Below are 26,015 nucleotides of genomic sequence, written 5' to 3'. Positions count from 1 at the left end.
GTGAATCGGCGCCCCGGCGCCGAGGCATGAGCGCCGGATGACGAGGGCCGTGATGACAGTCGTGATGAATGAGAGGAGCCGGCCATGAGCGATCTGGGCGGGGGCGAGGCCCCGCGGCACGTGGATATCGCCATCGTCGGCGGAGGACTGGTGGGCGCCAGCCTGGGCTGTGCCCTGGCGCCGCTGATCGAGCGGCTGGGGCTGACGGTGGCCGTGATCGAGCCCGCGCCCATGGCGGCGGATCTCGACGCGCCCTGGCAGCCGAGCTTCGATGCCCGGGCCAGCGCCATCGCCCAGGGCTCGGTGGCGCACTTCCGCACCCTGGGGCTGTGGGACGGCCTGGCCGAACAGGCCTCGCCGATCCGCCGCATCCATGTCAGCGAGCAGGGGCGCCTGGGCGCGACCCGGCTGAACGCCGAGGAGCTCGGCGGCGAGGCCCTGGGCCAGGTGATTCCCAACGCCTGGCTGGGGCGCGTGCTGCATCGCCGCCTGGCCGAGCTGCCGCTGGACTGGCACTGCCCGGCCAGGGTCGAGGAGATCCGGCCCGTGGCCGGCGGCCACCGGCTGACGCTCTCCGACGGCGCCTGCCTGGAGGCGGGGCTGACGGTGCTGGCCGACGGCGGACGCTCGGGGCTCAAGGAGCGCCTCGGCATCGAGAGCCGCGCGCGGCCCTACGATCAGGTCGCGCTGATCGCCGGCGTCGAGCTCGACCGGCCCCACGACGGCTGGGCCTACGAGCGCTTCACCGGCGACGGCCCGATCGCCCTGCTGCCGCTCAAGGGCCAGGCCATGGAGCTGGTCTGGACCCATGAGACGGGCCAGGAGAAGGGCCGCCTGGCGCTCTCCGACGGCGACTTCCTGGCCCAGCTGCAGCGCGCCTTCGGCGACCGCGCCGGGCGCTTCCGCCGGGTCGGCAAGCGCCACGCCTATCCGCTGTCGCTGGTCACGGCCCGGGAGACCACCCGGCCGGGGCTGGCGGTGATGGGCAACGCGGCCCACTCGCTGCACCCGGTGGCCGGCCAGGGCTTCAACCTGGCGCTGCGCGGGGTGATGGACCTGGTGGCCGCCATCGAGGCCGGCGCCGCGCGCGGCGAACCCGCCGGCAGCGCCGAGACCCTCGCCGACTTCGAGGCCCGCCGCGGCGGCGACCGCCACGACGTGATCCGCTTCAGCGACGGCCTGATCCGGCTGTTCGGCCTCGACAGCCCCCTGCTCTCCCATGCCCGGGCCGCCGGCCTGATCGGGCTCAACCTGCTGGGCCCGCTGCGCCGGACCCTGGCCCGCCGGGCCATGGGTGTTGAGCGATGACGACGGTTCCCAAGAAGGAGGACGACGGCGTGAATGACGAGACGAGCGGCATGCGCCGCGACGCGACGCCGGCCGGCGAGGCGATCATCGTCGGCGGCGGCATGGTCGGGGCGACCCTGGCCTGCCTGCTGGGTGAGGCCGGCGTGGCGGTGACGCTGGTGGACGCGCGCCCGGCGCCGCTGGACGCCGAGGCCGTGGGCCGCGGCCGCCCGGAGCGACGGGTCAGCGCCCTGACGCCGGTCTCCCAGCGCCTGCTCGAGGGGCTGGGCGCCTGGACATGGATGCAGGGCCGGCGCGTGACCCCCTATCGCGGCATGCGCGTGTGGGACGCCGAGGGCACCGGCGAGGTGGCGTTCTCCGCCGAGGAGGCCGGCCTGCCGGTGCTCGGCCATATCGTCGAGAACGACGTGGTGGTGGCGGCGCTGGAATCGCGGCTGGCCGGCCTGCCCACGGTGACGCGGCGCTTCGGGGCCAGGGTCACGGGCCTCGAGCACGGGCCGGGGGGGCGCGAGCTGGTGCTGGACGGCGGCGAACGCCTCGGCGCCCCGCTGGTGGTGGCCGCCGACGGTGCCCGTTCGCCGCTGCGCGAGCTGGCCGGCATCGGCGTGACGGCCAGCGAGACCGGTCATTCGGCGATGGTGACCACGGTGCATACCGCCGAGCCCCACGGCGGCGTGGCGCGTCAGGCCTTCCTGGCCGACGGCCCGGTGGCCTTCCTGCCGCTGACGGTGGAGGGCGACGAGCATTACTGCTCGATCGTCTGGTCGACCACGCCGGAGCACGCCGAACGGCTCTGCGGCCTCTCTCCCGCGGCCCTCGGCCAGGCGCTGACCACGGCCTTCGACGGTCGACTGGGCGAGGTGGAGCCGGTCGACGGTGCCCTGGCGGTGCCGCTGACCCAGCGCCACGCCGAGCGCTACGTGCTGCCGGGGCTGGCGCTGGTGGGCGACGCCGCCCACAGCATCCATCCGCTGGCCGGGCAGGGCGTGAACCTGGGGCTGATGGATGCCGCGGTGCTGGCCGAGGAGCTGCTGACGGCGCGCCGGCGCGGCGTGGGGCTGGGCAGCGAGGCGTGGCTGTCGCGCTATGCGCGGCGCCGCCGCGGCGACAACGCCGCCATGCTGAAGATGATGGACGGCTTCCGGCTGCTGTTCGGGGCCCGCCATCCGGCGCTGACCCTGGTCCGCAACCTGGGCATGTCCGGGGTCGACCGGCTGTCGCCGCTCAAGCGGCTGCTGATGCAGCAGGCGGCGGGGCGCCGGGGCCGGCTGCCTGGCTCTTGTAAATGAGGGCCTTCGCCCTCCGCTGAAGGCTCCTGTCAATGAGGGCTCTTTTCAGGCGCTGAAGGCTCTCGCCCCCCGCTGAAGGCGCCTGCCAACAAGGGCTCTTTTCAGGCGCTGAGGGCTCTCGCCTTCCGTCGAGGGCGCTTGTCTGATGCCGAGGGCGCTACGCCGGTCGTTGGGAGCCCTCGGCGCCTGCCGGCTTGGCGCTAGCCGTCGTTGCCTCGGCCGACGGCGGCGGCACCGCGCTCGCCGAGCACGTTGAGCGCCTTGAGCAGGTTGAGCGCCTCGCCGAGCTGATAGTCGTCGCGCAGCCGTTCGCTCATCTCGCCGCGGGCGTCGTCCTCGCCGTTGCCGGCCAGGTGGCCCTCCAGGTCGGCCTCGCGTACCCGCATGCCGGTATTCTCGGCGACCTCGAGGCGGCCGCGCACCACCTGCACGTCGGGCTCGATGCCCAGCGCCTGGATGGAGCGCCCGCTGGGGGTGAAGTAGCGGGCGGTGGTCAGCTTCAGCGCCTCGTCGTCGCCCAGCGGCATGATCTGCTGCACCGAGCCCTTGCCGAAGCTCTCGGTGCCCATCACCACGCCGCGGCGCTGGTCCTGCAGGGCGCCGGCGACGATCTCCGCCGCCGAGGCGCTGCCGCCGTTGATCAGGATGACCAGCGGCACGTCCGGCGCGGCGGTGTCGCGGTGGGCGGAGAAGCGCATGGCGCTGTCCGGCAGTCGGCCCTCGGTGTAGACGACCAGGCCGCTCTCGAGGAAGGCGTCGGCCACGTCGACCGCGGCCTGCAGCACGCCGCCGGGGTTGTTGCGCAGATCGAGCACCAGGCCCTGCAGCGGACCCTCGTCGCGCAGCGTGTCCAGGGCATCGACGACCTGCTCGCCGGTGCGGGTCTGGAACTGGCTGACGCGCAGGTAGCCGTAGCCCGGGGCCAGCAGCTCCTGCTTGACGCTCTCGGTGCGGATCACCTCGCGCTCGATGTTCATCTCGCGGGGCGCATTCTCGCCCTCGCGCATGATGGTCAGGCGGATGTCGGTGCCGGGCTCGCCGCGCATCAGGTCGACGGCCTCCTGCAGCGACATGCCCTCGGTGGGCGTGTCGTCGATGCGCAGGATGACATCCTGGGCCTGCAGGCCGGCGCGGGAGGCCGGGGTGTCGTCGATGGGGGTGATCACGGTGAGCTGGCCATCGCGCTTGCCGACCTCGATGCCCACGCCGCCGAACTCGCCCTGGGTGGACTCCTGCAGGCTCTGATAGGCCTCGGCGTCCAGGTAGGTGGAGTGCGGGTCGAGCTCGCTGAGCATGCCGCGCATGGCGTTGCGCATCAGGGTGGCGTCGTCGACCTCCTCGACGTAGGCCCGCTTGATGCGCTCGAACACCTCGGCGAAGGCCTGGATCTCGGCCACCGGCAGCTCGTCGCCGGCCGGCTCGGCGTCGGAGGCGGCCTGCAGGGGCAGCGGCAGGGTCAGCAGGGCGACCGGCAGCAGGGCCGCCTTCAGGCGCCGCAGCGGGGCGTTCGTCGGGAACATGCACTCTCTCGCGGTGTGTCGCAGTTGGGTTTCCAGCATAGCGTGGCGGCGGACGCGATTGGAATAGCGTGGCGGCGGACGCTCATGAATGGCGTGGTAGTGGACGCTGTCGGAAGAGTGGAGGCTCTCGCAGGAGATCCCGGCAGTACTCCGCAGAGGAGCTCCTGCGCCATGGACGGCGCCGGGAGCTACAAGGAGGTATTCATGCGTCTCCTCGAGGGGTGCTGCCGGGGTGCCATTGCCCCAGTATGAACTCTAGCGCCGGGCGATCCAGCGATTGGGATCGATGGGCTCGCCGTTGCGGCGCACCTCGAAGTAGAGCCCGGCGGACGACTGGCCGCCGCTGGCGCCCACCGCGCCCAGGGTCTCGCCGGCGCTGACCGCCTCGCCGACCCCGACCGTGAAGCGCTGCAGGTGGGCGTGGAGGGTCATCACGCCGTCGCCGTGATCGAGGATCAGCAGGTTGCCGAAGCCGCGCATCCAGTCGGCGAACACCACCCGGCCGGCGTGGACCGCCTCGACCGGCGTGCCCTCGCGGGCGCGGATCACCAGGCCGTTGCGGTGCACGCCGTCGCCGCGGCCGAACGACGAGGTCACGCCGCCCTGCACCGGCCACGGCAGGTCGCCCTGGGTGGCGGCGATGTTGGTGGAGGGCGGCGGCTGCTGCATGCGTGCCAGGCGCTCCTGCACCTGGCGCAGCACCCGCTCGGCGTGGGCGCGATCCTGGTCGAGTTCGGTCAGCCGCGCCTGCTCGCTGGCGAAGCGGTCGTCGAGCCTCGCTACCAGGGCCTCGCGCTCGTCGACCCGGCGGGCGAGCTCGGCGCCCTGTTGCTGCAGGGTCTCGGACAGCTGCGCCAGGCGTTCGCCGCGCTCATCGAGGGCGCGGCGATTGTCGGCCAGCGCCGCGTCGAGCCGCTCGAGCTCGTCGAGCCGCTGCCGGCGGGCCTCGGCGAGGCGGTTGAGGTAGGCCTGCAGGCGATCCAGGCGGGCCGGGTCGTCCTGATTGAGCAGCAGCTTGAGCTGCGGCGTCGGCCCCAGTCGGTAGAGGGCGTCGAGCTGCTCCTCGATCGCCGCCAGCTGGGCCCGGCGTTCGTCCTCGAGGGCCTGGCGCCGGTCCTCGAGCGCCGCGACCTCGTCACGCAGGTCGCGCTTCTCGGCCTGGAGCGCGTCCAGTCGGGCATGGGTCTCGGCCAGGGCGGTCTCGACCTCGCGCAGGTCCTCGTTGGCGTCGTCCCGCGCGTCGCGGGTGGCGGAGAGGTCCTGGGTGGCCGCCTGGATGCGCTCGCCGATGGCATCGAGGCGCTCTCGCGCCTCGCGTTCGTCCACCGCCGCCGCCTGGGTGGCCCCCAGGGCGGCGCTCAGCGCGGCGGCCATCACGAGGCCCGGCAGCCATCGCCGCCGGGCCGGGCAGCGCCCTCGACTCACGCCTCGATCAGCACGCGGCCGGTCATTTCCTCGGGCACCGGCTGGTCCATCAGCGTCAGCAGGGTCGGGGCGAGGTCGCACAGCCGGCCGTCCTGGGCCAGGCTCAGCGGACGCGGGCCGACGTAGATCAGCGGCACGTCGAAGGTGGTGTGAGCGGTCTGGGCGACACCGGTCTCGGGGTGGACCATCTGTTCGGCGTTGCCGTGGTCGGCGGTGATCAGGCAGGCGCCGCCGACCTTCTCGAGCGCCTCGACCACGCGGCCGACGCAGGCATCGACGGCCTCCACGGCCTTGACCGCGGCATCGAAGTCGCCGGTGTGGCCGACCATGTCGCCGTTGGCGTAGTTGCACACGATCAGGTCGTGGGCGCCGGACTCGATGGCCTCGACCAGGCGGTCGGTGACCTCTACGGCGCTCATCTCTGGCTTCTCGTCGTAGGTCTTCACGTCCTGGGGCGAGGGCACCAGCACGCGGGTCTCGCCCTCGTACTCGGCCTCACGGCCGCCGGAGAAGAAGAAGGTGACGTGGGCGTACTTCTCGGTCTCGGCGATGCGCAGCTGGGTCAGGCCGCGCTTCTCCATCACCTCGCCCAGGGTGTTGTGCAGCTCTTCCGGCGGGAAGGCGGCCGGGGCCGGGATGTCGGCGGCGTACTGGGTCATGGTCACCAGGCTGCCGCCGGCCAGCCGCGGACGGGCCTGGCGCTCGAAGCCGGCGAAGTCGTCCTCGACGAAGGCGCGGGTCAGCTCGCGGGCGCGGTCGGCACGGAAGTTCATGAAGAAGGCGGCGTCGCCGTCCTCCATGCGCACCGGGGCGTCGCCGCTGAGGATGGCGGTGGCGGTGACGAATTCGTCGGTCTCGCCGCGGTCGTAGGCCGCGTCCAGGCCGGCCTCGGCGCTCTGGGCGACGTGCTCGGCGCTGCCCTCGGTGGCCAGGCGGTAGGCCTGCTCGACGCGGTCCCAGCGGTTGTCGCGGTCCATGGCGAAGTAGCGGCCGACCAGCGAGGCCACGCAGCCGTTGTCGGCGCCGACCAGCTCGGCCAGCCTGGCGTTGACGCGCTCGATGGAGGCGCGGGCGCTCTTGGGCGCGGTGTCGCGGCCGTCGAGGAAGGCATGGACGTAGATGCGCGTGGCGCCGCGCTGCGCGGCCAGCTCGGCCATGGCGAGGATGTGGTCCTCGTGGCTGTGCACGCCGCCCGGCGACAGCAGGCCCAGCAGATGCACGGCGCGGCCGGCCTCGGCGGCGGCGTCCAGCGGGCCGGTGAGGATGGCGTTGTCGGCCAGTGCGCCTTCCTCGACGGCCTTGGTGATGCGAGTGAAGTCCTGGTAGACGATGCGTCCGGCGCCGAGGTTCATGTGGCCGACTTCCGAATTGCCCATCTGGCCGTCCGGCAGCCCCACGTAGCGACCGTCGGTGTGAACCAGGGCATGGGCGCGGGTCTCCCACAGCCGGTCCATCACCGGGGTGTTGGCGGCCAGGATGGCGTTGTCGGTGGGGTCCGGGTTGTACCCGTAGCCATCGAGGATGATCAGGGCCACCGGGCGGGGAGTCGGGGTCGATGAGTCGGTCATGCGTCGAAGCCTCTTGGTTGGGTCGTTGCCGCCCTGGCCCTGTGGCCTCGGGCGGGGTCGCGACTTGCCTCTGCTTGCGGCATCATATCGCACGGTCCCGCCGGGCGTCATATCGCACGCCCCCCGGTGGTCCCACGGCTTCATGTATACTGGCGCCTCCGGCCCGGCCGGTTTTCGTTCACCGCGTACCCGAAGAAGAGTCTTTCCGAATCATGATCGATCAGCTGTTCGAATTCGTGCAGAACCACCCGCTACTGGTCGCCGCCTTCGCGCTGGTGCTGGTCGCCTGGATCGCCTACGAGATCCGCAGCGGCGGGGCCAACGGCGTGACCACCAGCGAGGCCACTCAGCTGGTCAATCGCGAGGACGCTGTGGTGCTCGACATCCGCGACAAAAACGACTTCAAGGCGGGCCATATCGCCGGCGCCCGCAACATCCCGCAGAGCGGCCTCGACGGTCGCCTGGGCGAGCTCGAGAAGTACAAGAGCAAGCCGATCATCGTGGCCTGCAAGCATGGCCAGACCGCCGGCGTGGCGATGGCCAAGCTGACCAAGGCCGGCTTCGAGCGCGTCTACAAGCTCAAGGGCGGCATGACCCAGTGGCAGACCGACGGCCTGCCGCTGGTCAAGAAGTGATCGCGCCCTCCTAACATTCCAACGACCAAAGGATTGCTTTCCATGGCGGAAGACAACAACCCGAACGGCGGCGCCAACGGCGAGGCAGCCGGCCAGCAGGACAAGCCCCAGGTGCAGTTCGCCCTGCAGCGTATCTACGTCAAGGACATCTCCTTCGAGGCGCCGAACTCCCCGGCGGTGTTCCAGCAGCCGTTCAAGCCGAAGGTCGGCCTGGACCTGAACACCACCCACCAGAAGGTCGGCGAGGACCTCTACGAGGTGGTGATCAAGGTCACCGCCCAGGTCACCCACAGCGAGGAAGGCACCACCTCCTTCCTGGCCGAGATCGAGCAGGCCGGCCTGTTCCGCATCGGCGGCATCGAGGGTTCCCAGCTCGAGCACACCCTGGGCGCCTTCTGCCCGAACATGCTGTTCCCCTACGCGCGTGAGTGCATCGACAACCTGGTCAACCGCGGCGGCTTCCCGCCGCTGATGCTCTCGCCGGTCAACTTCGAGGCGATCTACGCCCAGAAGAAGCAGCGCGAGGCCCAGCAGCAGCAGCAAGGCGAGCAGGCCACGCAGTAAGCGGCCGTCGCCGGCAGCATCGCGCCGGGGCAGAGCGGCGCGAGGGCATCTCCCTCGCGCAGGCCTGCTCCGGCGCTTATCGTTTCGACCGTCCTCAGGAGAGTGTCTTCCCCATGGCGATCAAGGCCCCCCGTATCCATGTCGATGCCGCGCTGGCCGTCGGCGCCGACGTCGTCCTGCCGGAAGGTCCGGCCCGCCACGTGGCCCGGGTGCTGCGCCTCGGCGAGGGCGCCCCCCTGAGGCTGTTCGACGGCCACGGCAGCGAGGCCGAGGCGGTGCTGGTCGAGGCCGGACGCAAGCGCGTGGTGGCCCGCGTCGAGGCGCTCCATGAGGGTCGCGGAGAGTCGCCGCTGGCGGTGCACCTGGGCCAGGCGATCTCCAAGGGCGATCGCATGGACTACGCCATCCAGAAGGCCGTGGAGCTGGGCGTGGCCGAGATCACCCCGCTCTACACCGAGCACGGCGACGTGCGCCTCAAGGGCGAACGCGAGGTCAAGAAGCTCGCCCACTGGCAGGCCGTGGCCGCCAGCGCCTGCGAGCAGTGCGGCCGTGCCACCGTGCCGCCGGTGCATGCGCCGGTCGCGCTCGCCGAGTGGCTGGCCGGGCGCGACGAGGCGCTGCGCCTGGTGCTGCATCCCGGCACCCCGGGCGCGCTGGACCGCGAGGACGCCATCGCCAGCGCGGCGCTGCTGATCGGCCCCGAGGGTGGCCTCTCGGACGCCGAGATCGACGCCGCCACCGCCGCCGACTTCGCCGCCCTGACCCTGGGGCCACGCATCCTGCGCACCGAGACCGCCCCGGTGGTTGCCCTGACGCTGCTGCAGGACCGCTTCGGCGACGTCTGAGCCCCGTTCGCCCCAGTCCCTCGCGCCCGGCGCCTTTTCCCGCCGTCGGGCCGCGCCCATAATGACGGCACACTCGCAGTGGAATCCCGATCATGTCCGACTCCCGCCGATCCGCCCCACGCGCGGCCCATTCCCGCCGTGAGCCCATGCGCCGCACCCGTGAGCCGCGAGCCAGCGTCGGTGAGGTTGCCTACCTGCCGGTGGTGATGCTCAACGAGACCGGCGCCTTCCTCGACTGGGGCCACTCGCGGGACCTGCTGCTGCCCTTCGGCGAGCAGCGCTTCCGCCCCACGGTGGGGCGCCGGGTGCTGGTGATGATCCGCGAGGACGACCGCGGCCGGCCCTTCGCCACCCAGCGCCTCGACCGCTACCTCGACGACCATGCCGAGGGCCTGGCCGCCGGCAGCGCCGTGGCGCTGGTGATCGCCGACCAGACCGATCTCGGCTACAAGGCGGTGGTCGACGGCCGCTTCTGGGGCCTGCTCTATCACGACGACGTGACCCGGCCGCTGCGCCGCGGCCAGCGCCTGGAGGGCCACGTGAAGCGGGTCCGCGAGGACGGCCGCCTGGATCTGTCGCTGCTGCCGCCGGGCCCGGCGCGGCTCGACGTGGTCGGCGAGGCGGTGCTCAAGGCGCTGCGCGAGAGCGGCGGTTACCTGCCGCTGTCCGACGCCAGCCCCGCCGGCGAGATCAAGGCCCGGCTCGGGGTCAGCAAGAACGCCTTCAAGCAGGCCATCGGCCGGCTCTACAAGCAGCGCCGCATCACCATCGAGAGCGGCGGCATCCGCTTCGCGCCCGGCGGGGAGCAGGACTGAGCGCCTTGGAGTCCATGGCGGCCCTGCGGCATACTGCTCGCCATCATTCCCCGCCGGGATCGCCCGGCGCAGACGAGTAGACCGATGAGCCAACGCCCCCTCAAGGTCGGCGTGGTGATGGATCCCATCGCCGACCTCAGCTTCAAGAAGGACACCAGCCTGGCCATGCTGTGGGCCGCCCAGGACCGCGGCTGGTCGCTGCACTACATGGAGCAGGAAGACCTGTTCCTGCGCGATGGCCGGGCTCACGCCCGGATGTGCGACCTCGAGGTGTTCCGCGACGCCGAGCGCTGGTACACGCTGGGCGAGGCCGAGGCGCGCCCGCTGGCCGAGCTCGACGTGGTGCTGATGCGCAAGGACCCGCCGGTGGACGGCCACTTCCTCAACGCCGTGCACCTGCTGGGCTTCGCCGAGCGCGAGGGCGTGCTGGTGGTGAACCCCACCCGCGCGCTGCTGGAGTGCAACGAGAAGCTGTTCGCCCAGCAGTTCCCGCAGTGCTGCGCGCCAACCCTGGTGTCCTGCCGCGATGCCGAACTGCGCGCCTTCCACGCCGAGCACGGCGACGTCATCCTCAAGCCCCTCGACGGCATGGGCGGCAGCGGCATCTTCCACGTCCAGCCGGACGGCCGTAACCTGGGCGCGATCATCGAGACCCTCACCGAGGGCGGCCGGCGCCAGATCATGGCCCAGCGCTACCTGCCGGAGATCAAGAACGGCGACACCCGCATCCTGCTGGTCGACGGTGAGCCGGTCGAATACGGACTGGCGCGCATTCCCAGCGCCGGCGAGACCCGCGGCAACCTGGCCGCCGGCGGCCAGGGCGTCAGCCGCGAGCTGACCGACCGAGATCGCTGGCTGATCGGCCAGGTGCAGCCGATGATCCGCGAGAAGGGCCTGATGTTCGTCGGCCTCGACGTGATCGGCGACTACATCACCGAGATCAACGTCACGAGCCCCACCTGCGTGCGCGAGATCGACGACCAGCGCGGCACCGACATCGCCGGCCAGCTGATGGACGCCGTCGCCGACCGGCTCGCCGCGCGCCGGGGCTGACCCGGGAGACGCCGCCGTGGCCGCCCCCGTCAACGATCCGATCCGCTATGCGCCGGTGACGCGCGCCTACCGCTACTGGCTGGCCTGGGGCGTGTCGCTGCTGCTGCATCTGGCGGTCATCGGCGTGGTGGCCAGCCGCCAGTTCGCCCCGGCGCCGCCGGAGCGCACCAGCCTCGACGTGGTGCTGGTGACGCGCCCCGCCGAGGCGCCGGTGACGGCCGAGGCGCTGGCCGAGTCGGCCCAGCGCGCCGCCGGCGAGGCGGTGGAATCGCCGCCGGCGGAGTCACGCGCCACGCCCCGGGCCGAGGCGTCGGCGCCGCCGGCGGAGGTCGACCAGGCGGTAGACCCGGCCACGCCGGCGGAGCCCGAGGCCCAGGCATCTCCCGAACCCGAGGCGCGCCCGCTGCCGGAGGCGCCGGCCACCGCCGAGCGACCGCAGCAGACGGCCAGCCCCGAGCCGCGCNGAGAGCGCGCCCCGCTCGGCCGAGGCCACGGCCCCCGCGGCCGCCAGCGTGCCCGCGACCTCGGGGCGCGACCTGCTGGCCCAGGCCACCGCCAGCATCCGCGAGCAGGGGCTGTCCGCCGACTATGCCGGCGACGCCTCGGGGGCGGTGCGGCCGGCGGCCCAGCGGGCCGCCGAGGCCCGCTACATCGACGACTGGACGCGCCGGGTCGAGGACTACGGCAACCGCGTCCACCCGGCGCCGCGCGAGCTCGCCGGCCAGCTGCGCATCCGCGTGGTGATCGGCCGCGACGGTCAGGTCAGGCGGGCGGAAGTGATACAATCCTCGGGACATCCCGAACTCGATCGGGCGGCCCTGGACACCGTCCACGGCGCCGCGCCGTACCGCCCCTTCGATGCGGGCATGGGCGAGCTGGACAGCCTGTCCATCAGCCGCATCTGGCGGTTCGGCGAAGGCAACGATTACGGCGCGCGCTAGCTACCCGACGGCGGTGCGCGCAGACAAACGGCAGGCGCGCCCGATGCGCGCTGCCTTCCGCTGGGGAGCTCCATGCAAAGCTTGAAAAACCACTTCCTGATGGCGATGCCGCACCTGGAAGATCCCAATTTCGCCGGCACCCTCAGCTACCTCTGCGACCACGACGACAAGGGCACCATGGGCGTGATCGTCAATCACCCCATGGAGGAGCTGACCCTCGAGGCGCTGTTCGAGCAGCTCGAGCTGGAATGCAGCGCCAGTCCGCACCTTAGCGCCCCCGTCTACTACGGCGGCCCGGTGCACAAGGACCGCGGCTTCATCCTCCACGAGGGTGACAGCCAGCAGTGGGACTCCAGCCTGCAGGTGACCGACGACATCGCCCTGACCACCTCCATGGACGTGCTCGAGGCGCTGGCCGCCGGCCGCGGCCCGGAGAAGTTCCTGGTCTGCCTGGGCTGCGCCGGCTGGGAGTCCGGTCAGCTCGAGCAGGAGCTGATGGACAACACCTGGCTGACCGTGGAGGGCCGCGCCGACGTGCTCTTCGAGGTGCCGCCGGAGCAGCGCCTGGGCGCCAGCGCCAACCTGCTGGGCATCGATCTGAACCTGATGACCCGCGAAGCGGGCCACAGCTGACATGAACGGAACGGCCTGCGCTCGCCCAGGCGGTGTTGCCCGGAGACTCGCGATGCTCATTGAACCCCGCGTCAACTCCGCTGACTCGCCTCCGGGCGCCTGGCCTGGCCGTCGCTCGGCGCGTTCGTCGGTCGGGTGCCGCCTCGAGGAGCCTTGCCGATGAGTGCCAGTGGCCAGCGCCTGATCCTGGGCTTCGACTTCGGCACCCGCCGCATCGGCGTGGCGGTGGGCAACGAGCTCACCGCCAGCGCCCGGGCGCTGGAGCCGCTGCCGGCGCGCGACGGCATCCCCGACTGGGACCGGATCGCGCGGCTGGTGGACGAGTGGCGGCCCGACCTGTTCGTGGTCGGCCTGCCGCTCAACATGGACGGCAGCGAGAGCGTGATGAGCACCCGCGCGCGCAAGTTCGGCAAGCGCCTCTACGGCCGCTATGGCGTGCCCTGCGAGATGGCCGACGAGCGCGGCTCGACCCGCGAGGCCAAGAGCATCGCCCGGGAAGCCGGCCACCGCGGCAACTACCGCGAGGACAGCGTCGACGGCCTGGCCGCGGTGCTGATCCTCGAGGCCTGGCTGGCGCGGGCAGAGGGGCTGCCGCCGCGGCCCTGATCCTCTTCGCTCCCGCTCTCCTGACGGCAACGGGCCGGCATTCGCCGGCCCGTTACCGTTTCTGGCTGTCTGTCTCGTTCCTTCTTGCCCGTCAGAACTGGGCGTCGTCCACGCCGACGGTCTTCGGCACGAACCAGGGCACGTCGCGCAGGTCCTTCTCAATCTGGTCCTCGACCTGGAGCAGGGTGGCGAAGATCGCCATGCGCACCGGGATGCCGTTGTCGGTCTGGCGGAAGATCGCCAGGCGCGGATCGCCGTTGAGGTCCACGTCCAGGTCGTTGGCGTCCGGGCGGCTGTCGCGGGGCAGCGGGTGCATGACGATGGCGTGGTCGTTGACGCGCTGGTCCATGAACGCCTTGTCCACCCTGTACTCCCGCGACAGGCTGAAGCCCTCGCTCATCTCGGCGGTGAAGCGCTCCTTCTGGATGCGCGTGGTGTAGACCACGTCGACGTCGGAGAAGTCGCTGGCCAGGCTCTCGCGGGTCTCGACCCGATGGCCGCGGGAGGCGACCAGCTCGATCAGGTGCTGCGGCATCTCCAGGCCGGGGGGCGAGACCAGGGTCAGGCGCATCGGGTCGTGGAGCGACAGCAGCTTGATCAGCGAGTGCACGGTACGGCCGAACTTCAGGTCGCCAGTCAGCAGGATGTGGGCGCCGGTCAGGGCCTTGCCGCGCCGCGCGAATTCCTTCTCGATGGTGTAGAGGTCGAGCAGCGCCTGGCTGGGGTGCTCGCCGGGGCCGTCGCCGCCGTTGATCACCGGCACGTGGGTGGCCTGGGCGAACTCGGCCACCGCGCCCTGTTCCGGGTGGCGCATCACGATGGCGTCGCAGTAGCCGCTCATCACCCGGCTGGTGTCGTAGAGCGACTCGCCCTTGGCCATGGAGGAGAAGGTGAAGCCGGTGGTGTCGCAGACGCTGCCGCCGAGCCGGCAGAAGGCGGTGTGGAAGCTGACGCGGGTGCGGGTGCTGGCCTCGAAGAACAGGTTGCCGAGCACCGCGCCCTCCAGCACCCGGGTGACCTTGCGGCGTTGGGCGATCGGCTCCATGCGCGCCGCCACGCGCATCAGGTGATCGACGTCATCTCGTGACAGGGAATCGACGGAGAGCAGGTGAGAACTCATGCGCGGGCCTCGGCTGGCGGTGGGGGTCGCGCGCTAGTGTACTCCGCGTGGCGCCTGGCTTCAGCCCTCCCGCGCCAGGATGTCCTCGTCCGGCGCGGGCATCTGGGCGCACTCGTCGAAGACGCGCAGGGTGCAGTGCCGGCATACCTCCGGGTCCAGCGTCGGCACGATGGCGTCGAGCGCCTCCGCGGACGATTCGAAGAAGCGCTCCTCGCCCAGCCGGGCCAGGTCGCCGCGTCGGCGCAGCTCGTCGAGCACGGTGCCCTTGAGCGAACTGATCATCAGGTCGCCGCCCTGGTCGCGCAGCCGCTCGGCCTCCTGCAGCAGCAGCTCGACGCCGGCGGTGTCGATGAAATTGATGCCCTTGCCGATCAGTAGCACCCGGGTGCCGGGCGCGGCGCTGAACACCCGCAGGCGACGCTGCACGTGGTCGGTGGCGCCGAAGAACAGCGAGCCGTCGATGCGCAGCATCTTCAGTTGCGGGCACTGGGTGAGCTCGTAGCGGTGGACGTTGCGGATATGGCGGCGCGGATGATCCTGACGCGGCGCCACCTCCATCACCGTCGGCCGCGAGGTGCGCTTGAGGTAGAGCACCAGCGACAGCAGCACGCCGATGTAGATGGCGAACTCCAGCGCCACCAGCAGGGTGGCGGCGACGGTGGCCGCCAGCACCATCGCCTCGTGGCGGCTGGCGCGCACCAGCTGCACGATGTGCCGGGCGTCGATCAGGTTCCAGGCGATCAGCAGGATGCCGCCGGCCATGGCCGGCAGCGGCAGGTAGGCGGTGATGCCCGGGGCGAAGACCAGGATCAGCACCAGCAGCGCGGCGGCGAACACCGAGGCCAGCGGGGTGCGCGCACCGGCGTCGTAGTTGGCGCCGGAGCGGGTGAAGGAGCCGGAGCTGGCGTAGCAGGAGAAGAAGCCGCCGACGATGTTGGACAGCCCCTGGCCGATGAACTCCTGGTTGCCGTCGATCACCTGGCGCGAGCGCAGGGCGATGGCCCGGGCGATCGACACCGCCTCGATCAGCCCCAGCAGGGCGATGGCGAAGGCGCCGGAGGTCAGCACGCGCAGGCTGTCCGGCGACAGCTCGGGCAGCGTCAGCGGCGGCAGGGTGCCGGGCAGGGCGCCGACCAGCGCGACGCCGTGGGCCTCGCCGTCCAGCAGCCAGCAGGCCAGGCTGCCCGTGGCCAGGCCCAGCAGCAGGTGCGGGCTGCGGCGGTTGAGGCGCCGCGCGACTACCGAGGTGATCAGCGAGATCAGGGCGACGGCCAGCGCGTAGAGGTTGGTGTCCGGCAGCGCGCGGACGAGCCCGGCCAGTTCGACCAGGAAGCCCTGGCCGGGCACCTCGATGCCGAGCACGTGCTGCATCTGGCTGGTGGCGATCAGGATCGCCGCCCCGGTGGTGAAGCCGATCACCACCGTGTGCGAGATGAAGCTGACCAGGCTGCCGAGGCGCAACAGCCCCATGGCCAGCTGGATCACCCCGACCAGCAGCGTGACCGTGATCGCCGCGCCCAGGTACTCCGCCGGCGTCAGCGTGCCCAGGCCGCCGACCACGCTGGCCAGCACGATGGAGAGCGCCGCGGTGGGCCCCGAGATCATGTGCCAGGAGCTGCCGAACAGCGCGGCGACGGTGGCGGCGACGATGGCGGTATAGAGGCCGACCTCTGGCGGCAGGCCGGCGATGAAGGCGTAGGCGACGCCCTGGGGCAGCACCAGGATGGCGCCGGTGAGCCCGGCCATCAGGTCGGCGGAGAGCATCCTGCGATCGAGGTCCCGGCCCCAGCTCAGGAACGGCAGGTAACGCGAGAGTCGGGACGCCATGGGGGAACCTCGAATGTCGGATGGATGGGAGGCGCTAGCCTAGAAAAAAGCCGTTATCCTGAAAAACAAAATTTTTTGGCCTTCATGAACGGAAAAGCCGAAGGTGACCGCCCTGGATACTCAACTGCTGCAAACCTTCCTCGAGGTGAGCCGCCTGCGCAACTTCGGCCGCGCCGCCGAGAGCCTCAGCGTCTCGCCCTCCACGGTCAGCGCGCGCATCCGCCAGCTCGAGGAGCACATGGGCCTGGCGCTGTTCAGCCGCGGCCATCATCGCATCGGCCTGACCCCCGCCGGGGAGCGCATGGAGCGCCACGCGCGCTTCCTGCTCGACGCCTGGGAGCGGGCCTATGAGGACACCGCGCTCAGCGAGCGCCACCAGCGGCGGCTGGTGGTGGCCGGCGTCGCCAGCCTGTGGGATATCTTCCTCCAAGCGTGGCTCACCGACATCTATCGCGCCTACCCGGCGCTCGGCATCCGCGCCGAGGAGAGCACGCCGCTGCGGGTGGTGGAGAAGCTCGAGCAGAACATGATCGACGTCGGCTTCCTCTACGATACCCCGCGCATCCGCGAGGTGGGCGTCGAGGAGGTGGCGACCCTTCCGCTGGTGATGGTGTCGAGCCGCCCCGGCCAGCGCGCCGAGCAGGCGGTGGGCGATGGCTACATCCGGGTCGAGTGGGGCACCGCCTTCGCCAGCGTCCACGAGGGCCACTTCCCCCAGCGGCTGCTGGCGCGGGGCCGGGTCAACAGCGGGCGCATCGCCCTGAACCTGCTGCTGGAGTGCGGCGGCGCCGCCTACCTGCCGCGGGACATCGTGGCGCCTCACTGCCGGGAGGAGCGGCTGTTCATGGTCGAGGACGCGCCGCCGATCGAACTCAGGGCCTACGTGGCCTATCGCCTCCACGGCGAGCATCGCGAGCTGATCCGGGAGCTGCTCGGCAAGCTCAAGTGAGTGAGCGTTCACGTCGAAAAGAAGGGCGCCGTTGGCGCCCTTCTTCATCGGGGGAATATGAGATGGGATGTGGGGAGGTGCTGCCGAACGCTCAGCGCGCGTCGGGCTGCTCTCCGGGGGCCGCCCGCCGGAAGGCGTCTAGGGCGCGGGCGTTGTCGGCGATGCGCCGGATGCGCGGGTAGGCCGAGAGGTCGCAGTCGAAGCGCTCGGCGTTGAACACCTGGGGCACCAGGCAGGCGTCGGCCAGGCTCGGGGCGTCGCCGTGGCAGAACTGGCCGCTGCCGGCCTCGCGGCTGAGCATGGCCTCCAGCGCGGTGAAGCCCTCCTGGACCCAGTGGCGATACCAGCCAAGCTTGGCCGCCTCGTCGACGCCGAGCTCGCCGGTCAGGTACCTGAGCACCCGCAGGTTGTTCGGCGGGTGCATCTCGCAGGCCACCAGCTGGGCCAGGGCGCGTACCCGGGCGCGCTCGGCGGGCGCCTCGGGCAGCAGCGCCGGCTCGGGGTGGACCTCCTCCAGGTACTCGCAGATGGCCAGCGACTGGGTCAACCGCAGGCCGTCGTCGGTGACCAGCGTCGGTACCAGCCCCTGGGGATTGTCGGCCAGATAGGCCTCGCCGCGCTGCTCGCCGGCCACCAGGTCGATCGGGGCCTGGTCGTAGGCCAGGCCCTTGAGGTTCAGCGCGATGCGCACCCGGTAGGCGGCGGACGAGCGGAAATAGCCGTAGAGCGTGGTCATGGCCGGCCTCCTCACTGCGCCTCGTGCTTCACGACTCGCTGGTCGATGGCGCCGAAGATGCTCCGGCCCTCGCGGTCGAACATCTCGATGCGCACCCGGTCGCCGAAGCGCATGAAGGGGGTGCGGCTCTCGCCGTGGAGGATCTTCTCGACCATGCGTACCTCGGCCAGGCAGCTGTAGCCCACGCCGCCGTCGGCGACCGGCTTGCCGGGGCCGCCGTCGGCGTCGGGATTGGACACGGTGCCCGAGCCGACCACGGCGCCGGCGCCCAGGTGGCGGGTGCGGGCGGCGTGGGCGACCAGCTCGGGGAAGCCGAAGATCATGTCCGGGCCGGCCTCGGGCTCGCCGAACTTCTCGCCGTTCAGGTGCACGGTCAGCGGCAGGTGGACGCGGCCGTCCTGCCAGGCGTCGCCCAGCTCGTCCGGGGTCACGCAGATCGGCGAGAAGCTGGAGGCCGGCTTGGCCTGGAAGAAGCCGAAGCCCTTGGCCAGCTCGCCGGGGATCAGGCCGCGCAGGCTGACGTCGTTGACCAGCATGATCAGCTTGATGTGGCCGGCGGCCTGCTCCGGCGTCACCGCCATCGGCACGTCGTCGGTGATCACGGCGAGCTCGCCCTCGAAGTCGATGCCGTGGTCCTCGCTGACCGCCTCGATGTCTTCGGTGGGCGCCAGGAAGCTGTCGCCGCCGCCCTGGTACATCAGCGGGTCGGTCCAGAAGGTCTCGGGCATCTCGGCGTCGCGGGCGCGGCGCACCAGCTGCACGTGGTTGAGGTAGGCGGAGCCGTCGGCCCAGTGGTAGGTGCGCGGCAGCGGCGAGTGCAGGGCGGCGACGTCGAGGTCGAAGGCGCCCTCCGCGCGACCGGCGTTGAGCGCCGCGTAGCGCTCCTCGAGGCGCGGGGCGAGCTCGTCCCAGCGCTCGATCGCCTGCTGCAGGGTGGCGGCGATGTCGGTGGCGCGCACGGCGCGGGTCAGGTCACGGGAGACGACGATCAGTTCGCCGTCGCGGCCGACGTTCAGGGTGGCGAGTTTCATGGGGCGTTCCTGTTGGTATGTCAGAGGATTCGGGGCGTCCGGTTTCCAGAGCGTCTTGTCCCCGGCGCTCATCTTCTTCGGTAGCGGTTATCGCCGATTCGGGTCGAAGTGCGAGGCCAGCCCCTGCCACACGTCGACGTAGTCGCGCTGGCGGAAGTCCGCCGCCAGCGCCGTCTCGGTGGGCTGGAAGACGTAGCGGCTCTCGAACATGAAGGCCAGGGTGTCGCCCTGATATCGGGGCTCGAGCTCGGCCTGGGTGGCCTTGTCGAAGGTCTCGGCGTCCGGGCCGTGGGGCGACATGGCGTTGTGCAGGCTGGCGCCGCCGGGCGAAAAGCCCTCCGCCTTGGCGTCGTATTCGCCGTGGATCAGGCCCATGAACTCGCTCATCAGGTTGCGATGGAAGTAGGGCGGGCGGAAGGTGTCCTCGGCCACCATCCAGCGCGGCGGGAAGATCACGAAGTCGATATTGGCGGTGCCGGCGGTGTCCGACGGCGAGGTCAGCACGGTGAAGATCGACGGGTCGGGATGGTCGAAGCTCACCGTGTTGACGGTGTTGAAGTTGGCCAGATCGTACTTGTAGGGCGCGTAGTTGCCGTGCCAGGCCACCACGTCCAGCGGCGAGTGGTCGAGCCGGGTGCGCCACAAGCGCCCGGAGAACTTGGCCACCAGCTCGAAGTCGCCCTCGAGCTCTTCATAGGCGGCCACCGGGGTCAGGAAGTCGCGCGGGTTGGCCAGGCCGTTGGCGCCGATCGGCCCCAGGCCCGGCAGCTCGAAGGGGCTGCCGTAGTTCTCGCAGACGTAGCCGTGGGCCTGCTCGCAGCCCCGGGCCAGGCGCACCTGGAACTTGACCCCGCGCGGGATCACCGCGATCTCGCCGTTGCCGATCTCGAGCTCGCCGAACTCGGTGCGCAGCCGCAGGGCGCCGAGCTGGGGCACGATCAGCAGCTCGCCGTCGGCGTCGTAGAGGAAGCGCTCGGTCATGTCGCGGTTGCAGGCGTAGAGATGCACGCCGCAGCCGGTCTGGGTGGCGGCGTCGCCGTTGACGGCGACGGTCAGCAGGCCGTCGAGGAAGTCGGTGGGCGCCTCGGGCAGCGGCAGCGGGTCCCAGCGCATCTGGTTGGGGTCGGCGGCGGGGCGCGCCGGCGGCGCGGTGGCCACGCGGCCGGCATCGAGCGGCTCGTAGGCGCTCTGGGCCACCGAGGGGCGGATGCGATACAGCCAGCTGCGCAGGTTGTGCGGGCGCGGCGCGGTGAAGGCCGAGCCGGAGAGCTGCTCGGCGTAGAGGCCATAGGGGCAGCGCTGGGGCGAGTTCTGGCCCTCGGGCAGCGCGCCCGGCAGCGCCTCGCTGGCGAAGTGGTTGCGAAAGCCCGGCTGATGGTCGAGCGATGTTGTCATTGTGGTGCCCTCGCGGGATATGGTTTCAAATGAAACTATAGGGGCAGGCTAGCCCTCATTGGTTTCATATGCAACCATCTCGCGACCTTGGTAGTACGCCCGACACCGTCCCGACGAGATGCCCATGACGCCCGATGATGCCCCCGCCGAACGCTTCGACCTCGACCAGTTCCTGCCCTATCGCCTCAACCACCTGGCCGACCGCATCAGCCAGGCGCTGGCGCGCCTCTACGAGACCCGCCACGACCTGACCGTGGCCCAGTGGCGGGTGCTGGCCTGGCTGCATCATCGCGAGGAGCTGACCGCCAAGCAGATTCGCGAGGCCACGCGCATGGACAAGGCGCGGGTCTCGCGGGCGGTGCAGGGGCTGGAGGCGCGGGAGCTGATCCGGCGGCGGCCCTCGCCGGAGGATCAGCGCCGCCACGAGCTCAGTCTGACCGCGGCGGGCGAGGCGCTGCTGGCGGCGCTGATTCCCGAGGCGCGCGCCTGGGAGGCCGAGCTGGTGGCGCCGCTGTCGATCGAGGAGTATCGCCAGCTGTTCGAGCTGATGAGCCGGCTGGAGAGCCAGCTGACGAAGCTGGAGACGTGAGAAAGGTCTTGAGCCGAAAGGCCCGGCGGTGCCGGGCTCGAATCAGGCCGGCAGTTCGTCGGCGGCGGGAATGCGGCCGCCCAGCCGGGCGGTGATCTCCTCGGCGGCCTCGCGGATCTGCTCGCCGAGCTCGGGCAGGCGCTCCTCGGGAATCCGCGCCTTGGGGCCGGAGACCGAGATGGCGGCCAGCGGGATGCCCTGCTCGTCGTGGATGCAGGCGGCCACGCACTGCAGGCCGATGGCGTGCTCCTCGCGATCGCAGGCGTAGCCCTGGCGGCGGATCTCGGCCAGGCTCTCGCGCAGCGTCGACGGGTCGTGGAGGGTGTTGACGGTCACCCGCGCCAGGCCGCGCTCGTCGAGCACCCGCTCCAGCTCGTCGTCGGGCAGCCAGGCCATCAGCGCCTTGCCCACGCCGGAGGCGTGCAGCGGCGCCCGGGAGCCCAGGCGGGTGATCATGCGCATCATCTGCGGCGATTCGCTCTGGGCCAGGAACACCGCGGTGCTGCCGTCGCGCACGCCGAGGTTGGCGGTCTCGCCGGTCTGGGCGGTCAGCCGGCGCAGGAAGGGCCGGCTGGCGGCGACGAAGTCGCGGGCCTCGAGGAAGCTGTTGCCGATGCGGAAGGTCTTGACGTCGATCTTCCACAGCCCGAGCTCGTTGTCCTGGGTGATGTAGCCCTGGCTCTGCAGGGCCTGGAGCAGCCGGTGGGTGGTGGAGGGGGCGAGTTCGGCCTGCTCGGCGATCTCGGACAGCGCCAGGCCGCCGGGATTGCCCGCCAGGCGCTCCAGCAGGTTGAGTCCGCGCACCAGGGACTGGCTGTGGCCGCCGCTGCCCTTGCCGCTCGCCGGGCGTCCCGCCGTTCTGCGCTTGCCTTCACTCACTGCCTGATCTCCTGCTGCGACTGGTCGAGTAGTCGTTCAGCATACCGCGTCGGGCAGGAACTGTCTTGCCAGCGGAAATGGTTTCCAACTTGCCGGCCGGCGCGCAGGGGGCCAACGAGACGGCCGCCTCGGGCGAGGCGGCCGGGAGGGGGCCGTCGGGCTGGCCGGAGCGGGCCTCGCGCGTCAGACGTCGTTGCGGAACACGCGGTCGCGGCCGGGCAGCACCAGGTTGAGCACGATGGCGCACAGCGCGCCGGGAATCAGCCCGGACTCGATGATCGCCTGGACGTTGTCGGCGAGGCCGGCGTAGAGGCCCTCCTGGGCCGGCAGGCCGATGGCCGCCGACAGCGAGACGCCGATGATCACCATGTTGCGGCGGTTGAAGTCGATGTGGGAGAGCATCTTGATGCCGGCGCTGGCGATCATGCCGAACATGATCAGCACGGCGCCGCCGAGCACGGCGTTGGGGATGCTCGAGATCAGCCCGCCGAGCTTGGGCAGCAGCCCCGCCAGCACCAGGAAGCCGCCGCCGATGGCCACCACGAAGCGGCTGACCACCCCGGTCAGCGCCACCATGCCGACGTTCTGGCTGAAGCTGATCTGCGGGAAGGCGTTGAAGACGGCGGCGAACACGCTTGCCAGGCCGTCGGCCATCACCCCGCCGGAGAGCTCCCTGGCCGTGGGCTCGCGGTCGAGGCCGCCGGCGGTGGTGCCGACGATGTCGCCGATCGACTCGGCGCAGGTCACCACCGCCAGCAGCACCACCGGCAGGATGGCCGCCAGGTGGAATTCCAGGCCGATGGTCAGCGGCATGGGCAGCGAGACCCAGTCCGCCGAGGCGATCGGGCCGACGTCCACCAGGCCGAAGGCGGAGGCCGCCGCATAGCCCGCGACCAGGCCGATCAGCGGCGCGGCCTCGGACCAGATGCCGCGGCCGAACTGGTGCAGGCCCAGGGTGACCAGCAGCACCAGCGCCGCCAGCAGCAGGTTGTGCAGGGCGCCGAAGTCCTCGGCGCCGAAGCCGCCGCCGGCGTAGGCGAAGCCCACTGGCATCAGCAGGGTGCCGAGCATGATCACGAAGGTGCCGGTGACCACCGGCGGGAACAGGAAGCGGAACCAGGGCAAAAAGAGCCCCACCAGCGCCATGGCGATGCCGCCACACAGCGCCGCGCCGAGCGCCGCCGGCAGGCCCATGCCCACGGCGATGGGAATCAGCACCGGCACGAAGCCGAAGCTGGTGCCCATGACGATCGGCAGGCGGGCGCCGATCGGCCCCAGCCCCAGCGACTGCACCAGGGTCGCGATGCCGGCGACGAACATCGCCGCCTGGATCATGAAGGCGGTCTGGTCCTCGGGCAGGTCGGCGGCGCCGGCGATGATGATCGGCACGGTGACGTTGCCGACGAACATCGCCAGCACGTGCTGCAGCCCCAGCGGGATCGCCCGGTGCAGGGGCGGCATGGCGTTGACGTCGTGGGTGCTGCGCACCCGTGGCGTCGCCGCCTCGCCGGCGGTCTCGGTGGTCTCGGGGGTCGACATGGTGGTGGCTCCTGTTGTCGTTGTTGAAGCGGAAACCCTGTGATGTGTGCTGTCGCTTTACGGTTTGCCGTTGGCTACGCCCTCAGCGCCCGGGCCGCGCGGTCGTGGCGGGCCAGCAGCTCGTCGAGGTCGACGCCCAGCGGCCGGCCCTCGGCCACCCGCCACCGGCCGGCGACCATCACCCGGTCGGCGCGATGGGCGCCGCACAGCAGCAGCGCGGCGACGGGATTCTCGGCGCCGGAGAAGCGGGCCTCGTCGAGGCGGAACAGCGCCAGGTCGGCCTGCTGGCCGGGGGCGAGGCCGCCGATGTCGTCGCGGCCCAGGCAGCCGGCCGAGCCGCGGGTCGCCCAGCGGATCACGTCGTCGTGGCTGACCTCGCTCGGTGAGTAGCGCAGCCGGCCGAGCAGCAGCGCCTGGCGCATCTCCTCGGCGAGGTTGGAGTGGTCGTTGGAGGCCGAGCCGTCCACCGCCAGGCCCACCGGGCAGCCGGCGGCCTCCAGCTCCAGGGTGCGGCACAGCCCCGAGCCCAGCACCATGTTCGACGACGGGCAGTGGGCGATGCCGGTGCCGGCGGCGCCGAGCCGGGCGATCTCGCCGTCGTCGAAGTGGATGCCGTGGGCCAGCCAGGTGCGCGACGAGAGCCAGCCGGTGGCCTCCAGGTAGTCCAGCGGGCGCATGCCGAACAGCCGCTCGCAGTAGGCGGTCTCGTCCTCGGTCTCGGCCAGGTGGGTGTGCAGGCGCACGTCCCTGGCCTCGGCCAGCCGCGCGCTCTCCTGCATCAGCTCGCGGCTCACCGAGAACGGCGAGCAGGGCGCCAGGGCGATGGTGGTCATGGCGCCGTCGCCGCGCTGGTGGTAGGCGCCGATCAGCCGCGCGCTCTCGTCGAGGATGGTGCGCTCGTCCTGCACCACCGACTGCGGCGGCAGGCCGCCGTCGTCGCGGCCCACGCTCATCGAGCCGCGGGTCAGGGCGGCGCGCACGCCGAGCCGGCGGGCGGCCGCCACCTGGACGTCGATGGCGTGTTCAAGCGCGCCGGAGAACACGTAGTGGTGGTCGGCCACGGTGGTGCAGCCGCTCATCAGCAGCTCGACCATGGCCAGCTCGCTGGCGACGGCCAGCTGCTCCTCGGTGAGGTGGGCCCAGACGTCGTAGAGCGTCGTCAGCCAGGGGAACAGTGCCTTGTTCAGCGCCGGCGAATAGGCGCGGGTCAGGGTCTGATAGAAGTGGTGGTGAGTGTTCACCAATCCGGGCAGCAGCACGTGACGAGAGGCGTCGAAGGCGGCATCGATCGGCGTGGCGGGCGTGGCGCCCGCCGGCACGGCCTCGACGATGCGTTCATCGCGGATCACCACCCCGCCGGCGGCGGCGGGATCGCTGCAGGCGCGGGGGTGGCGGATCCACAGGGTCTGGGCATTGGCGGTCATGTTGTCCTCCCGAGGGTGCGGTGGACAACAAAGGGTTACCCAAGCCTCGTCGAGTCTCGGCGCGGGGCCTTGGTTCAGGTGCCTTTGTTGTGTTGTGTACGGCGTCTGTGTCGCAGACCAGGACAGTATTGTGTACAACACGGGGCGCTGTCGAGCCCGTCTCGCGACGAAAGTCTTAGAAAGTCTAACGGAGCCTGGCGTTTTCGCCCGGGCAAAAAAACCGCCGCGTCGAGGGCGCGGCGGTTTCGAGGGGCGAGGCCGGCGACGCCCGGGGCGCCGTGCCGGCTCAGTCGGTCTCGTCGGCGGTCGGCCGAGGCGCCGGCTTCATCTGCCGCGGATCGCGGCCCAGCGGATGCGGCTCGCCGCGCTCCTTGGCCAGGCGGATCTGCTTCTGGCGTTCGCGGGCGGCGGCGCGGGTCTTCTCCGGCAGCGAGTCGAAGCAGTGTGGGCAGCTGACGCCGGGCTCGTAGGTCTCGGAGCGCTGGTCCTCGGCGGAGATCGGCATGCGGCAGGCGTGGCACTGGTCGTACTCGCCCTCGCTGAGGTCGTGGCGCACGGTCACGCGGTTGTCGAACACGAAGCAGTCGCCGCGCCACATCGATTGGTCCTCGGGCACCTTCTCCAGGTAGTTGAGGATGCCGCCCTTGAGGTGGAAGACCTCCTCGAAGCCCTCGCCCAGCATGAAGCTGGAGGCCTTCTCGCAGCGGATGCCGCCGGTGCAGAACATCGCCACCTTCTTGTGGCGGCTGGGGTCGTAGTGCGCCTTCACGTACTCGGGGAACTCGCGGAACGACTTGGTCTGCGGGTCGACGGCGCCCTCGAAGGAGCCGATGGCGACCTCGTAGTCGTTGCGGGTGTCGATCACCAGCACCTCGGGATCGTTGATCACCGCGTTCCACTGCTCGGGATCGACGTAGGTGCCGACGGTGTCGTTGGGGTCGACGCCGTCCACGCCCATGGTCACGATCTCGCGCTTGAGCTTGACCTTGGTGCGATAGAAGGGGTGCTCGTCGCAGTAGGATTCCTTGTGATCGACGTCGGCCAGGCGCGGGTCGCGGGCCAGCCAGGCCAGCAGGGCGTCGATGCCCTCGCGGGTGCCGGACACGGTGCCGTTGATGCCCTCGCGGGCCAGCAGCAGGGTGCCCTTCACGTCGTGCTCGAGCATCGCCTGGCGCAGGGGCTCGCGCAGGTCTTCGAAGTCGTCGAGGGTGACGAACTTGTACAGGGCGGCAACGACGATGCCCCCCGTGGTCTGAGGTGTGGTCATGGTGATCTCCTGGTTGTCGTCCTCGCAAAGGACGGACCGGGTTGGGGTGGCGGCATT

The 26,015-nt window shown here is 71.2% G+C and carries 25 protein-coding genes; 12 read left to right on the top strand and 13 right to left on the bottom strand.

Going from position 1 to position 26,015, the window contains the following annotated elements:
• Window positions 1-84 precede the first annotated feature (84 nt).
• Together ubiH and UYS_RS0203690 are read left to right on the top strand one after the other, a co-directional pair.
• On the top strand, window positions 85-1,308 hold the full coding sequence (gene ubiH, locus UYS_RS0203695; protein ID WP_016854146.1) for a 2-octaprenyl-6-methoxyphenyl hydroxylase: 1,224 nt from the start codon (window positions 85-87) through the stop codon (window positions 1,306-1,308).
• Window positions 1,305-2,597, top strand: coding sequence for a UbiH/UbiF/VisC/COQ6 family ubiquinone biosynthesis hydroxylase (locus UYS_RS0203690; protein ID WP_016854145.1), 1,293 nt, complete (start codon window positions 1,305-1,307; stop codon window positions 2,595-2,597). The genes ubiH and UYS_RS0203690 overlap by 4 nt, the downstream gene beginning before the upstream one ends.
• Before the next feature lie 200 nt (window positions 2,598-2,797).
• On the opposite strand, the gene UYS_RS0203685 is transcribed toward UYS_RS0203690, so the two are convergent.
• From UYS_RS0203685 to gpmI, 3 genes are all read right to left on the bottom strand, one after another.
• Entirely contained in the window at window positions 2,798-4,117 is a 1,320-nt protein-coding gene (locus UYS_RS0203685) for a S41 family peptidase (RefSeq protein ID WP_016854144.1), read from the bottom strand.
• Window positions 4,118-4,372: 255 nt separating this feature from the next.
• Window positions 4,373-5,491 (bottom strand): murein hydrolase activator EnvC family protein, encoded by a 1,119-nt coding sequence (locus UYS_RS0203680; protein ID WP_016854143.1) that lies wholly within the window; start codon window positions 5,489-5,491, stop codon window positions 4,373-4,375.
• 47 nt (window positions 5,492-5,538) lie between these two features.
• Window positions 5,539-7,110 carry a 2,3-bisphosphoglycerate-independent phosphoglycerate mutase gene (gene gpmI / locus UYS_RS0203675; protein ID WP_016854142.1) on the bottom strand — a complete coding sequence of 524 codons (1,572 nt, stop codon included), beginning with the start codon at window positions 7,108-7,110 and terminating at the stop codon, window positions 5,539-5,541.
• Between the two features lie 212 nt (window positions 7,111-7,322).
• Here gpmI and UYS_RS0203670 point away from each other — a divergent pair, with 212 nt between their 5' ends.
• From UYS_RS0203670 to gshB, 5 genes are all read left to right on the top strand, one after another.
• Entirely contained in the window at window positions 7,323-7,745 is a 423-nt protein-coding gene (locus UYS_RS0203670) for a rhodanese-like domain-containing protein (protein ID WP_016854141.1), read from the top strand.
• A gap of 42 nt (window positions 7,746-7,787) precedes the next feature.
• Window positions 7,788-8,309 carry a protein-export chaperone SecB gene (secB, locus tag UYS_RS0203665; RefSeq protein ID WP_016854140.1) on the top strand — a complete coding sequence of 174 codons (522 nt, stop codon included), beginning with the start codon at window positions 7,788-7,790 and terminating at the stop codon, window positions 8,307-8,309.
• Window positions 8,310-8,422: 113 nt separating this feature from the next.
• A complete protein-coding gene (locus UYS_RS0203660; RefSeq protein WP_016854139.1) occupies window positions 8,423-9,154 on the top strand; it encodes a 16S rRNA (uracil(1498)-N(3))-methyltransferase in 732 nt (243 codons plus the stop codon).
• Window positions 9,155-9,300: 146 nt separating this feature from the next.
• On the top strand, window positions 9,301-9,969 hold the full coding sequence (locus UYS_RS0203655) for a CvfB family protein (RefSeq protein ID WP_016854138.1): 669 nt from the start codon (window positions 9,301-9,303) through the stop codon (window positions 9,967-9,969).
• Window positions 9,970-10,053: 84 nt separating this feature from the next.
• On the top strand, window positions 10,054-11,022 hold the full coding sequence (gene gshB, locus UYS_RS0203650) for a glutathione synthase (protein WP_016854137.1): 969 nt from the start codon (window positions 10,054-10,056) through the stop codon (window positions 11,020-11,022).
• Window positions 11,023-11,094: 72 nt separating this feature from the next.
• On the opposite strand, the gene UYS_RS0203645 is transcribed toward gshB, so the two are convergent.
• A complete protein-coding gene (locus UYS_RS0203645) occupies window positions 11,095-11,445 on the bottom strand; it encodes a hypothetical protein (protein WP_156821529.1) in 351 nt (116 codons plus the stop codon).
• 89 nt (window positions 11,446-11,534) lie between these two features.
• On the opposite strand from UYS_RS0203645, the gene UYS_RS16840 reads away from it, so the two are divergent.
• The 3 genes from UYS_RS16840 to ruvX all read left to right on the top strand — a co-directional run bounded on the left by UYS_RS16840 (window position 11,535) and on the right by ruvX (window position 13,202).
• Entirely contained in the window at window positions 11,535-11,963 is a 429-nt protein-coding gene (locus UYS_RS16840; RefSeq protein ID WP_016854135.1) for a cell envelope integrity TolA family protein, read from the top strand.
• A 72-nt stretch (window positions 11,964-12,035) separates the two neighbouring features.
• Window positions 12,036-12,596 carry a YqgE/AlgH family protein gene (locus tag UYS_RS0203635; RefSeq protein ID WP_016854134.1) on the top strand — a complete coding sequence of 187 codons (561 nt, stop codon included), beginning with the start codon at window positions 12,036-12,038 and terminating at the stop codon, window positions 12,594-12,596.
• Window positions 12,597-12,755: 159 nt separating this feature from the next.
• Window positions 12,756-13,202: a Holliday junction resolvase RuvX gene (gene ruvX, locus UYS_RS0203630; RefSeq protein WP_016854133.1), complete on the top strand. Its 447-nt coding sequence runs from the start codon at window positions 12,756-12,758 to the stop codon at window positions 13,200-13,202.
• A 91-nt stretch (window positions 13,203-13,293) separates the two neighbouring features.
• Here the strand turns inward: ruvX and pyrB are convergent, their stop codons facing one another.
• A complete protein-coding gene (gene pyrB / locus UYS_RS0203625) occupies window positions 13,294-14,322 on the bottom strand; it encodes an aspartate carbamoyltransferase (RefSeq protein ID WP_016854132.1) in 1,029 nt (342 codons plus the stop codon).
• A gap of 60 nt (window positions 14,323-14,382) precedes the next feature.
• Window positions 14,383-16,149, bottom strand: coding sequence for a SulP family inorganic anion transporter (locus tag UYS_RS16835; protein ID WP_051008799.1), 1,767 nt, complete (start codon window positions 16,147-16,149; stop codon window positions 14,383-14,385).
• Window positions 16,150-16,252: 103 nt separating this feature from the next.
• Between UYS_RS16835 and UYS_RS0203615 the strand changes: the two genes are divergently transcribed.
• Window positions 16,253-17,098: a LysR family transcriptional regulator gene (locus UYS_RS0203615; RefSeq protein ID WP_016854130.1), complete on the top strand. Its 846-nt coding sequence runs from the start codon at window positions 16,253-16,255 to the stop codon at window positions 17,096-17,098.
• A 91-nt stretch (window positions 17,099-17,189) separates the two neighbouring features.
• Here UYS_RS0203615 and maiA read toward each other — a convergent pair whose 3' ends face one another.
• The 3 genes from maiA to hmgA all read right to left on the bottom strand — a co-directional run bounded on the left by maiA (window position 17,190) and on the right by hmgA (window position 20,260).
• Window positions 17,190-17,834 carry a maleylacetoacetate isomerase gene (gene maiA / locus UYS_RS0203610; protein ID WP_016854129.1) on the bottom strand — a complete coding sequence of 215 codons (645 nt, stop codon included), beginning with the start codon at window positions 17,832-17,834 and terminating at the stop codon, window positions 17,190-17,192.
• 11 nt (window positions 17,835-17,845) lie between these two features.
• On the bottom strand, window positions 17,846-18,865 hold the full coding sequence (locus tag UYS_RS0203605) for a fumarylacetoacetate hydrolase family protein (RefSeq protein WP_016854128.1): 1,020 nt from the start codon (window positions 18,863-18,865) through the stop codon (window positions 17,846-17,848).
• 87 nt (window positions 18,866-18,952) lie between these two features.
• Window positions 18,953-20,260: a homogentisate 1,2-dioxygenase gene (gene hmgA / locus UYS_RS0203600; RefSeq protein WP_016854127.1), complete on the bottom strand. Its 1,308-nt coding sequence runs from the start codon at window positions 20,258-20,260 to the stop codon at window positions 18,953-18,955.
• A gap of 124 nt (window positions 20,261-20,384) precedes the next feature.
• Between hmgA and UYS_RS0203595 the strand changes: the two genes are divergently transcribed.
• Window positions 20,385-20,849: a MarR family winged helix-turn-helix transcriptional regulator gene (locus UYS_RS0203595; RefSeq protein WP_016854126.1), complete on the top strand. Its 465-nt coding sequence runs from the start codon at window positions 20,385-20,387 to the stop codon at window positions 20,847-20,849.
• Between the two features lie 42 nt (window positions 20,850-20,891).
• Here the strand turns inward: UYS_RS0203595 and UYS_RS0203590 are convergent, their stop codons facing one another.
• The 4 genes from UYS_RS0203590 to trhO all read right to left on the bottom strand — a co-directional run bounded on the left by UYS_RS0203590 (window position 20,892) and on the right by trhO (window position 25,958).
• Window positions 20,892-21,728 (bottom strand): IclR family transcriptional regulator, encoded by an 837-nt coding sequence (locus tag UYS_RS0203590; RefSeq protein WP_016854125.1) that lies wholly within the window; start codon window positions 21,726-21,728, stop codon window positions 20,892-20,894.
• A 183-nt stretch (window positions 21,729-21,911) separates the two neighbouring features.
• Window positions 21,912-23,267, bottom strand: a complete 1,356-nt coding sequence (locus tag UYS_RS0203585; protein ID WP_016854124.1) for a uracil-xanthine permease family protein — start codon at window positions 23,265-23,267, stop codon at window positions 21,912-21,914.
• A gap of 74 nt (window positions 23,268-23,341) precedes the next feature.
• On the bottom strand, window positions 23,342-24,691 hold the full coding sequence (locus tag UYS_RS0203580) for an 8-oxoguanine deaminase (RefSeq protein ID WP_016854123.1): 1,350 nt from the start codon (window positions 24,689-24,691) through the stop codon (window positions 23,342-23,344).
• A 286-nt stretch (window positions 24,692-24,977) separates the two neighbouring features.
• Window positions 24,978-25,958, bottom strand: coding sequence for an oxygen-dependent tRNA uridine(34) hydroxylase TrhO (gene trhO, locus UYS_RS16830; protein WP_016854122.1), 981 nt, complete (start codon window positions 25,956-25,958; stop codon window positions 24,978-24,980).
• Window positions 25,959-26,015: the final 57 nt, after the last annotated feature.

Source organism: Halomonas smyrnensis AAD6 (assembly GCF_000265245.1).
In the GTDB taxonomy this organism is placed as follows: domain Bacteria; phylum Pseudomonadota; class Gammaproteobacteria; order Pseudomonadales; family Halomonadaceae; genus Halomonas; species Halomonas smyrnensis.
This window is presented reverse-complemented; position numbering and strand designations above follow the sequence as displayed.